Annotated in this window: 9 protein-coding genes; 1 reads left to right on the top strand and 8 read right to left on the bottom strand. The window is 44.8% G+C overall.

All coding sequences use genetic code 11. The features are described 5' to 3' along the window. Positions 1-197: 197 nt before the first annotated feature. The gene (locus tag FHS57_RS30870; RefSeq protein ID WP_183980542.1) at positions 198-671 is read right to left on the bottom strand and encodes a DUF456 domain-containing protein; all 474 of its coding nucleotides are present in this window, start codon (positions 669-671) and stop codon (positions 198-200) included. A gap of 138 nt (positions 672-809) precedes the next feature. On the opposite strand from FHS57_RS30870, the gene FHS57_RS30865 reads away from it, so the two are divergent. Next, positions 810-2,021, top strand: coding sequence for a saccharopine dehydrogenase family protein (locus tag FHS57_RS30865; RefSeq protein WP_183980540.1), 1,212 nt, complete (start codon positions 810-812; stop codon positions 2,019-2,021). 82 nt (positions 2,022-2,103) lie between these two features. On the opposite strand, the gene FHS57_RS30860 is transcribed toward FHS57_RS30865, so the two are convergent. The 7 genes from FHS57_RS30860 to FHS57_RS30830 all read right to left on the bottom strand — a co-directional run bounded on the left by FHS57_RS30860 (position 2,104) and on the right by FHS57_RS30830 (position 10,964). Further along, positions 2,104-2,949: a hypothetical protein gene (locus FHS57_RS30860; protein ID WP_229601504.1), complete on the bottom strand. Its 846-nt coding sequence runs from the start codon at positions 2,947-2,949 to the stop codon at positions 2,104-2,106. A gap of 238 nt (positions 2,950-3,187) precedes the next feature. Next, on the bottom strand, positions 3,188-4,951 hold the full coding sequence (locus tag FHS57_RS30855) for an ABC transporter ATP-binding protein (RefSeq protein WP_183980538.1): 1,764 nt from the start codon (positions 4,949-4,951) through the stop codon (positions 3,188-3,190). Positions 4,952-5,112: 161 nt separating this feature from the next. After that, positions 5,113-6,138 (bottom strand): glutamine synthetase beta-grasp domain-containing protein, encoded by a 1,026-nt coding sequence (locus tag FHS57_RS30850; RefSeq protein WP_183980536.1) that lies wholly within the window; start codon positions 6,136-6,138, stop codon positions 5,113-5,115. 401 nt (positions 6,139-6,539) lie between these two features. Continuing rightward, entirely contained in the window at positions 6,540-8,180 is a 1,641-nt protein-coding gene (locus FHS57_RS30845) for an ABC-F family ATP-binding cassette domain-containing protein (protein WP_183980534.1), read from the bottom strand. Beyond that, positions 8,177-8,695, bottom strand: coding sequence for a hypothetical protein (locus FHS57_RS30840; protein ID WP_183980532.1), 519 nt, complete (start codon positions 8,693-8,695; stop codon positions 8,177-8,179). Before FHS57_RS30840 ends, FHS57_RS30845 begins: the two co-directional genes overlap by 4 nt. A 2-nt stretch (positions 8,696-8,697) precedes the next feature. Beyond that, positions 8,698-9,909 carry a hypothetical protein gene (locus FHS57_RS30835; protein ID WP_183980530.1) on the bottom strand — a complete coding sequence of 404 codons (1,212 nt, stop codon included), beginning with the start codon at positions 9,907-9,909 and terminating at the stop codon, positions 8,698-8,700. Between the two features lie 41 nt (positions 9,910-9,950). Beyond that, entirely contained in the window at positions 9,951-10,964 is a 1,014-nt protein-coding gene (locus FHS57_RS30830; RefSeq protein ID WP_183980528.1) for a hypothetical protein, read from the bottom strand. Positions 10,965-11,085 lie beyond the last annotated feature (121 nt).

Raw genomic sequence — 11,085 nt, 5'->3', positions numbered from 1 at the left:
GATTGTGATTTTTAGACAAAAAGAATCCCGTCACCGAGCAAAAGCGGTGTTGTAAAAGGCGAGTACAATTTACTAGGCTACCCTACTGGGCGACGGGAGAAAGTTTACAGAGGTTTGTTTTCTTGGCTATTTGCTAAGATGACAACTCGCTACAGCAATCCCCCCACGCCAGCAGGTCGAAAGTTTTTAAAAAATGTTTAGACCAAGGCCACAACGGCGTAAATAATCATGGCCAAACACAAAATTACTTTCATTACAATTCCCGACAAAAAGCCTAAAAATGAGCCAAAAGCAGCTTTTAAGGCTTTGTCGAAGGCCATCCCGCCGATAAGTTCGCCCACAAGCGCCCCCAAAAAGGCACCTAAAAATATTCCTAAGGCAGGAATGACAAAAAAGCCAAGTAGCAGCCCCAACGTAGAGCCCCAAGTGCCGTATTGACTCCCGCCAAATTTTTTGATACCCCAAATGGGTACGTAATAATCTAGAACAGTGATGATGACTGTCACAAACCCAAAGGAGTACAATACCCATGAACTCATGGTGGCGTAGCTGCAAAAATAAAGACACAACAATCCAACAAAACTTAATGGTGGCCCAGGGAGGGGAAGAACGGCACCCGCAAGCCCTACCAACAGCCCAGCAATGCCTAAAATGAGTAAAAGGATGTCCATGAAGTTAACTGTTTAAAAACTAACATTCAAATAACAGAAAAAACGCTTAGGCATCGTATCTTTGCCGACTAAATTTTGAGCTGGCGGAAGTTAAATGCTAACGAAAGCGGCTCAGTCACCAAATCTCTCACAACTAAAATGTCAAAAGTCTTAATCATAGGAGCAGGAGGAGTAGGGGGCGTGGTTGCGCACAAATGCGCAATGAATTCACACGTTTTCACCGAAATCATGCTGGCAAGCCGTACCAAGTCGAAATGCGATAAAATTGCGGCTGACATCAAAGAAATGCACGGGGTAACGATCCAAACGGCCGCAGTGGATGCCGACATCGTGGCGGAGCTTGTGGTGCTTATCAAGTCGTTTCAGCCTAAAATGGTGATTAACGTGGCCTTGCCTTACCAAGACCTGACCATCATGGATGCGTGCTTGGAAACGGGGATTCACTACCTCGATACGGCCAACTACGAACCAAAAGACGTGGCAAAGTTTGAGTATAGCTGGCAGTGGGCGTACCAAGAGCGTTTCAAAGAGGCGGGCTTGATGGCATTATTGGGCTGTGGGTTTGACCCAGGCGTGACGCAGGTGTTTACCTCGTTTGCCAACAAGCACCAGTTTGATGAAATGCACTACCTCGACATCATCGACTGTAACGCTGGAAACCACGGAAAGGCATTTGCTACCAACTTCAACCCCGAAATCAATATTCGTGAGATTACGCAGCCAGGTCGCTACTGGGAGAATGGGGAGTGGGTGGAAATTCCTGCGATGAGCATTCACAAGCCGATTGATTACCCAGGCATTGGCCCCAAAGAAAGCTACGTGTTGTACCACGAAGAATTGGAGTCGTTGGTGAAAAATTTCCCAACGTTGAAACGCGCTCGTTTTTGGATGACGTTCGGGCAGGCATATTTGACGCACTTAGAAGTACTTCAAAACGTGGGTATGACGAGCATTGCGCCGATTAAGTTTCAGGGCATGGACATTGTGCCGTTGGAGTTTTTGAAAGCGGTATTGCCTCCGCCAGATTCGTTGGGTGAAAACTACACAGGACAAACGTCGATTGGTTGCCAAATCAAAGGAATTAAAGACGGCCAAGATAAAACGTACTACGTGTGGAACAACTGCGACCACGCCGAGTGCTGGAAAGAAGTACGTGCGCAGGCGGTTAGCTACACCACAGGCGTACCAGCGATGATTGGTGCGATGTTGATGTTGACCAACGCCGATTGGATGAAAGCAGGGGTTTGGAACTGCGAAGAGTTAAATCCAGATCCATTTATGGACTTGCTCAATCAGCACGGTTTGCCGTGGCACGAGCAAATCAACCAGCCGTTGCCGCACGAGTATTAGTCGATAAACGTGCCCGTGGTTACTTATAACCACGGTATTTATAGCCCTTCCAAGGTTTCAAACCTTGGAAGGGTTTGTTTTTTTATTGCAAAGCAGTGGTCGTTGCGTTATATACAGGCCATACGCCTGGTTTAGGTACGCTTACACCTTTGGTTATTCCTTTGACACCATTATCTGGGCCAAAATAGTAGAGTGGATGTCCTCTAAATACCAATTGTTTACGCCCAAAAACGTCGATGACCGAGAAATCGCTGGTCGATAAATTGCTGGGTAAATCGGTCGGCATAGCAATTTCTGCAATCGGCCACGTAGGGTTGTTGCTAAAGTCCGATTTGGTATAAACGTTGGTGTTCTTTTTGTCGGGAACGTAGCCGTAGAGCGTTTTTCCAGCCGCATCCACCAAATAAATGGTTTTGCCCGTTCCTTCAGTATAATCCGACATGTAATTTTTGCCGTCGTTTCCTACCAACTGCGCATTGGCAAAAAATAACGAGTACGATGGCTTGGCCACAAACCAAACGTTGTTGAGTTTTTCTCCTGCCACATCGCCCGATTTGGTATCACCCGCATAATAATAAAGCGGCCAGCCCTTGTAGGCGGTTTGTTTGGTACCGTCAGCACGCGTAATAGTCGTAAAATCGGTAGCAGTTAAGTTGGTTCCGAGGGTGGGTGTCTCTTTGTAAAATACGGGCCAGTTGGTCAAGCACGAACCTGAGCACTGCGATTGGCCTGTAATGTCGGAGGCAAAATAGTAAAGCGTTTTGCCGTTTTCTCCCGTAAGCACTTGCCCCAATGAGGTTTGTCCTAGTGATACATCGAAAGTAGGGGTACTGTCTTTCGTGGTACAACCAGCTACCAATAATAAAACTGCTAACCCGACAGGCATACAGGAGTTTTTAATCGTACGGAATACGGATGACTTGTTCATAGATGTAAGTAATCGTTTAATGGTTTACTTACAATACGGACAACCAATCACGCAGGTTGCGTCACCGTTTTAAATTTAATTTGAGGATGTATAGTTTTACCCGCAGATTGGCGCTGATTTAGAGCCGCAGAAAGCGCAGATGAATTCCTTCATTGAGCCCATTTTCTGCGGAATCTGCGAGTTAAATCTGCGAAAGTCTGCGGGTAAATATTGAAATTAGTGGGATATGAGGTTCAAATTATCCTACTACTTCCTTATACTGCATTCGATAGAGGTTGGCATAAAAACCGTCGTGTTCGAGTAGCTCGTCGTGCGTGCCTTTTTCTTTGATTTGGCCTTTGTCAAGCACAATGATTTGGTTGGCTTTCTGAATCGTGCTAAGGCGGTGGGCAATCACGATGGCCGTGCGGCCTTTCATGAGCTTCTCAATGGCATTTTGAATCAATTCCTCAGTCTCGGTATCGACCGACGAGGTAGCTTCGTCCAACACAATGATTTTGGGGTCGTGTACCAACGCCCGTACAAACGAAATCAACTGCCGTTGTCCTACTGAGAGTGTTGCTCCGCGTTCCATTACGTTGTAGTCGTAGCCACCAGGAAGGCGCTCGATGAAGTCATGCGCGCCAACGAGCTGAGCGGCTTCGATGATTTGAGCACGACTGATGTCAGGGTTTCCAAGGGTGATGTTGTTGTGAATAGTATCCGAAAACAAAAACACATCTTGCAGTACCACGCCGATATTGTGACGCAGCGCTCCCAATTCATACTGGTGAATTTCTACGCCATCCACCATGATTTCGCCTTTATTTATATCATAAAAACGGCTCAATAAATTAATGACCGACGATTTACCCGCGCCCGTTGCTCCCACAAAGGCAACGGTTTGACCTGCTTTTACATCAAACGAAATATCTCTGAGGACGTATTCTTCTTCGTTGTAGGCAAACCACACGTTTTTAAACGATACTTCACCGCGCAGTTGGGTAGGGGCGTAGGTTCCGTTGTTGACCGTATAATCGTCGCTATCAAGCAATTTGAGGATGCGGTCGGTACTTACAATCCCCATTTGAAGGGTGTTAAATCGGTCGGCTAGCATTCGTATGGGCCTGAAAAACAGGTTGGTAAACATGATAAAAGCCGTAACCGTCCCGAAGGTAATGTCGTTGTGGAGGATTTCGCGGGCACCGTACCACACAATCAAGCCCGTAGCAGCGGCCGCAATCACGTCGGCAACGGGGTAATACACCGAATAATACCAAATAGAACGAATATGAGCGTCGCGGTGTACGGTATTGATTTTTTGAAACTTATCCAGTTCGATTTTTTCGGCGCTGAAAATCTGCACGATATTCATCCCCGTAATGTGCTCTTGCACAAAGGCATTCAGATTAGAAACCGCCGTTCGTACCTCGTTGAACGAATCTTTGATTTTCTCCTTAAAAATGTATGTACTTATTAACATAAAAGGTACCGTGGCCAAACTTATCAAGGATAACCGCCAATCGGTATAAAACATGACGCCAATGATCAGTACCAATTGCAAAATATCGCCCGCTACGGCCGCCATGCCGTCGCTAAAAACGTCCGAAAGTGTTTCAACATCCGATACGGTACGCGTCACCAAGCGTCCAATCGGCGTTTGGTCAAAAAACTTGAGTCGAAGGCTGAGGATTTTCTCGTACAACTGCACCCGAATATCACGAATGATATTTTGGCCCAACCAGCCCGCCAAGTAGGTATGAATGAACTGAATAATGGCTTGAAAAAACAATAAACCTACCATGACAGCCAGCATCTTAGCCAGGCCGTTGTAATCGCCCGACGCAATTTGATTGTCGATGGTATAGCGAAAAAGGAGTGGACTAAGCGGTGAAAGCGCTGCACTCACCAAAATGAGCGTTACGAGGGTATAAAATTGTTTTTGGTAAGGCTTAACAAACGTAAACAGGCGACGCAGGGTAGGCAAGTCAAAAATCTGTCCACTCTTTTTTTCTTCGTTCATAGCTTAAAGGGAAATGTATTTTACTAACCCAATTTACGTGGGTAAGAGTTTCGGAGAGTGGGGTTAATTTTTTCAACTAGGGGAAATAAACCGTTTTTTAGGGCTAAAAAACAAAAAACCCCGCCAAAGACGGGGTTTTTTAGTGCTATGTATTCCAAAAATCAGATTTCTACGCCTTTAACGGTTTTGATAATACGAGCTGCCACTTTGTATGGATCAGCAGCTGAATTTGGACGACGGTCTTCCAAGTATCCTTTCCAACCTTTCTTCACTGCAACGATAGGGATACGGATAGATGCACCGCGGTCTGATACACCGTATGAGAATTGGTCAATTGATTGTGTTTCGTGCTTACCAGTTAAGCGGAGGTGATTGTCAGCACCATATACTGCGATGTGCTCAGCAACAACTGGAGCAAACGCTAAACAGATTTTATCGAAAGTTTCTTTGTTACCTGCTGTTCTCAAGATTGTGTTTGAGAAGTTAGCGTGCATACCAGAACCGTTCCAGTCAGTATCGCCGAGTGGTTTACAATGCCAGTTGATACCTACACCGTATTTTTCACCCATACGCTCCAACAAATAACGAGCTACCCAAATTTGGTCTCCAGCGTCTTTTGCACCTTTAGAGAAGATTTGGAACTCCCACTGACCAGCTGCTACTTCGGCGTTGATACCTTCAACGTTCAAGCCAGCTTGGAGGCAATACTCAAGGTGTTCTTCGATGATGTCACGTCCGTAAGCATTTTTTGCACCTACAGAGCAATAGTATGGGCCTTGTGGGGCAGGATAGCCATTGGCTGGGAAGCCAACAGGTTTGTTAATTTCGATGTTCCACAAGAAATACTCTTGTTCAAAACCAAACCAAAAATCGTTATCGTCATCTTCGATAGTAGCGCGGCCATTCGACTCGTGTGCTGTACCATCAGAGTTCAACACTTCGCACATTACTAAGTAAGCAGGCGTACCTAATTTAGAACGCTCTGGATCTGGGCAAATGAAAACTGGTTTCAACAAACAGTCAGACGAACCGCCTGGAGCCTGCTCGGTTGAAGAGCCATCGAATGACCACATGTCGCAGTCTTCCAACTTACCCGAGAAATTATTCTCAATCTTAGTTTTACTACGCAAACTTTGAGTGGGCTTGTAACCGTCTAGCCAGATGTATTCTAATTTAGCCTTTGCCATTGACAATAAAATTTAAGGTGGTTGAATAAATCAGTTTGGTGTTGTTGTACTTTTTACGGATTCAAAAGTAATGTGTTTTTTAATAAACACCAAATAAAATTTTATATTTTTTAACATTAGCCATTTATTATAAAAGAAAATTGGCGTTTTTTATATAAATACGCTAAAAAATTGTACAAATCTAAGTTTGTTCAGAAAAAGCCTATATCGTTTAGTGAAAATGGAAATGTGTAAAAAGTAAGAATGAAAAAAAAGGAGATATGGGCGTAATTTTGGTAAAAGTACAAAATTTAGGATAAATACGCACTAGGGCTTTTAAGCCTATTGGAATGCAAGAGAAAACGAAACCCCGTACTTCAAGGCTGAAATACGGGGTTTGTGAATAAGTGGGAAAGAGAAGATTATTTGGCTTTTCGCTCAATTTCCCGAAGATTCTCCATTTTCTTGAGGCGTAAAAATCCATTGATGTCTTCGAGGTGTTCTCTGACGCGTTGGTTGCCAAATTCATATACTTTTTCGGCCAGGCCGTCTAAGAAGTCACGGTCGTGCGAAATCAGAATGATGGTACCGTCAAATGCCTTGAGAGCATCCTTTAAAATGTCTTTGGTCTTAAGGTCGAGGTGGTTGGTAGGCTCATCGAGAATGAGGAGGTTGACGGGCTCTAACAACAGCTTAATCATGGCCAAACGCGTACGTTCGCCTCCCGAAAGTACGCCTACTTTTTTGTTGACACTATCGCCACCAAACATAAACGCGCCCAAAATATCCTTGATTTTGGTGCGAATCTCGCCCACAGCAATGTTATCAATCGTCTGGAAAACCGTCAAGTCGGGGTCGAGTAACGACGCTTGGTTTTGGGCAAAATACCCAATCATGGAGTTGTGCCCAATTTTGAGGTCGCCTTGATATTCCAGTTCACCCATGATGGCCTTCACGAGCGTCGATTTCCCTTCCCCGTTTTTCCCCACAAACGCTACTTTTTGACCGCGCTCAATGGTGATACTCACGTTTTTGAAAACCAAATGGTCGCCGTAGGTTTTGCTCAAATCTTCCACGATGACGGGGTAGTTACCTGAACGTGGCGCAGGTGGGAATTTCAAATTGAGGGCAGAGGTATCTACTTCGTCCACTTCCACGATGTCCAGTTTTTCCAGCATCTTCACCCGCGACTGTACCTGCAGTGTTTTGGAGTATGTGCCTTTGAAACGCTCGATAAACTCGGTGGTTTCGGCAATCATCTTTTGCTGGTCGCTGTACTGCTTCTGTTGTTGCTCCAAGCGCTCTTTGCGAAGCTGCAAGTAATGCGAGTAGTTTACCTTATAATCATAAATCCGCCCCATGGTGATTTCGATGGTGCGGTTGGTGATGTTATCAACAAAGGCACGGTCGTGAGAAATCACAATCACCGATTTGGCGGTATTGATCAAAAACTCTTCCAACCACTGAATCGACTCAATGTCGAGGTGGTTAGTAGGCTCATCCAGCAAAATCAAATCGGGGGTTTTGAGCAAAATTTTGGCTAACTCAATGCGCATCCGCCAGCCACCGCTAAACTCACTGGTTTTACGGGTGAAGTCAGAACGCAAAAAGCCCAAGCCGAGCAATGTCTTTTCGACTTCGGCATCGTAGTTGACTTCTTCGGTCGAGTAATATTTTTCGCTCAATTCCGACACCCGCTCAATGATGGCCATGTAGTCGTCGGAATCGTAGTCGGTACGCGTTTCGAGCTGGTGATTGAGGGCATCAAGCTCGTTTTTCATTTCTTGTGCTTCGGCAAACGCCTTGAGGGCTTCCTCAAACACCGTAGCATCATCGACGGTGAGCAGGTGCTGCGGCAAGTAGGCGATGACGGCGTCGTTGGGTGCCGAGATTTTACCGCGTGTAGGCTTATCTGCCCCCGCAATAATTTTAAGGAGCGTCGATTTTCCTGCTCCATTTTTGCCCATGAGGGCGATTCTGTCTTTTTCGTTGATGTTGAAGGTAATGTCGCTAAACAAGGCCCTTCCCCCAAACTCTACGGTTACGTTATCTACTGAAATCATTCAATTCGGTTTTTGAGCCGCAAAGATAAGGGGAAAAGCCCTGTTTTACGCCCCATTACACCAATCAAAAGACTTAAAAGTATAAAAGCGAAACTTATCCATTTCAAACGAGTGACAAGGGCAAGGGTTTTGAAAGGGTAAGAAATGTCTTGAAGGGCATATCCTAAAAGGATGTTTTCAGTAATATCACTGAAAAACAAAACAACGACCACCAGTAAACAGAACCTGAAAAAAATATTCCCCAAAACCGAAGCTTGTGCTTGCATTTCGCGATATACCCATATTCCCAGTAATAGTGGATAAAAAATAAGGTAACAATAGTCGAGATGAACGGTACTGAGGAGTTGACGTTTTTGGAGAGTAGTAAGTAGCTCAAATTTGGCTTCTAAGCAGTCGGCATCAGGCCAGAAATTGCAGACAGAGTCTGTATTCCCTTGGAGAATAGCCCATGCTGTAAAAGTTAAGTAGGTGCCTAGAACAATAACGACGATAAATAGGAGGTATGAAATTTTCATGGCTATGGTTTTTGGCGATTGATGGAACGATAAACGTGTTTATAGTCGGAGGGCTGACCGTGAATGCAGTCGAGGTAGGTTTGGGCAATAGTTCTGAATTTGTGAGGTTGAGGGTGAATCTCGTCTGTCCATTCATTTTTTTGCACTAACCCCCGAGAGTCAACATGAAATAGACGTCCTTTAGCCGTTGGGTGAAGCTCCATGAATTTTTCTTCTAGTTCAATCATCATTTCGTTGAAGAAATACATGCACGCATAGAGAATATCCAGCTGGAGCTCTTGACCAGATAATCCTTTAAAAATCAACGGTTTTTTCAACCACCAGCCATGCCCAATCCACCGCAGGACAGGAATATACCATTTGAATGGGTTGATACCCCAGCCTTTATTGTCGGAAGGCACTAAAAAATCATAGCCTTGGGTGATGATTTTTAGGTCGGGGAATTTTTCTTTGCCACCCACCAACAAACTATGAATGAGCGAATAATACTGCAAACGAAAGAGCATCATCAACGCAAAAAAGTCTTTGGATAAATAGCCAACGGCCTTGTTCCACCTCTTTTCGTCTGGTTTTCGGGTATCCAAACTCACTTCTTTGGATAGTAGGTATGGTTTTTCGTGGGCGTTTGCGATTAGATGCTGTGCCCAAGCGCTGTGTGTTAACTCCGAAGTTTCATTGAACCGATGAGATACCATAAGCGCCATTCGACTCATTCCCCCTACGTCATTTCCCCCGCCGCTCATCAGAAAAAAGTCGGGTTGGTGGACTGATAGACCATTGACGTATTCCCTGGATGCCAGAATATTGACCAGCCAATCGGCGGCCGAAGCAAGGCTGAAAACAGCCGTGTTTTTGTCCATACTAATCCAGTCGAGGATGTCCGTTAGGATGAGTGGATAGTTGAACCAAGAATCACCTTCGGCTACTACTTTTTTGAGCTCAGGGCGGGGGGTATGTTGAATCTTCTTGACATACAAGTCTTTACGACGGTCGTTTTTGAGGCTATTGAGCCATCGTGTAGCTCCTTCAACCGCCGACCGCTCAAGTAATGTCGCTTCGTCCATGTCAAAAACCGATTGAGTGATGGATTTTAGGTCGTCGCTCGTGGCTATTTGCATGAGATGGTTGAGGTCGTAGTGGGTAATTCGGTTGCTGGTTAGTTTTTTTATTAGGCAGTCTTTATCACCTGCGGGACAATCCGAGAATAAGTTCATCGTGTTTAGGGGTGTTAGGTTTAGGAAAACAGTGGTCGTACCTATGAATCTTTTCCAAGCGTCTTACTTTTCAACGAATTTCTGATATTGACGACATTTTTGAGCATATCAAACCAAAACGGAGCTCCTGCGCTAATAGCCCCAATACTAATCAATAGACCTGCCAATTTTCGTATCCAATAGGTTAGCCAAGCGCCTATATTGGCTTTCGTACAAGTCGGAAGCTTTTCTAGTTGCCACCCCAACGGTATCGTCGTATTTTGGGTAACTTCTTCGCGGAGATTAACCAACAATGTGTCTATTTTCTGACTAATGTTGTTGAGTTGAACAGAATCTTTTCCCGCCAATTCTTTTTTGAGCGAGTCGGTTGAGGCGCTGGCAATGATGCTGTTGGCTGCTTGTAAATACGCCTGTCGAGCCTCTGGGTTTTGCCAGAGGTATTGAGAAATGGTTAGCGTATCAATATTTAATAAAGTGCAGAATGCAATCCCCGACAAAAACGTCCATAACTGTACGCGACGCTTGTACCAATCGGAAGTGCGTTCCATCGACTCGTCGAACCACTGGTCAATGGCCTTTTGAAAGGCTTCAATTCGTTTACTAGCGTCTTGGACAGTAGCTTTCACTTCGTTGAGAATGGAAAGAAGGCGCGTTTTAAGGTCAGAATCGGGTAGTGCATTGAGACTTTGCTCGATTTCTTCCAACGTACCGTCAAAATTGATGGGATGGTCAGCCACCAATTGATTGAGTACATCAAAAAGCACTTGCCGAAAAGTTCGATTGGAGATATAGGTAGGTTTGTCTCGTCGTTTGTAAATACCCCACACGTTGGTGTCTCTTTCGAGGGCTTGAATGAGCGGATGCGTATGAAATTTCTGACCCAGCGTATTGTCATTAGCAGACGACAACATTTGGCTAATACTCTTGCGAAGTTGCTGGGCGCGCGTGTGTAAAAGAGCGTCAATCCATTCGTTGATAACGGTACAGGCAAGGCTTACTACCAAAAAAATCACAATAAGCCCAATAAGCACGTCGAGTGAAGTTAATACATTCATAATCAGTTGAGTTTAGGGAGGTGAAGGTTGTTGTGCGCTATAAAGTTGAGTATGTTCTTAGTGTCAAAAAGATTAGTACATTCGTTCATTGAAATATGGTCATTAAAATTTTGTAAACCGA

The organism is Runella defluvii, assembly GCF_014195535.1.
Lineage (GTDB): Bacteria > Bacteroidota > Bacteroidia > Cytophagales > Spirosomataceae > Runella > Runella defluvii.
This window is presented reverse-complemented; position numbering and strand designations above follow the sequence as displayed.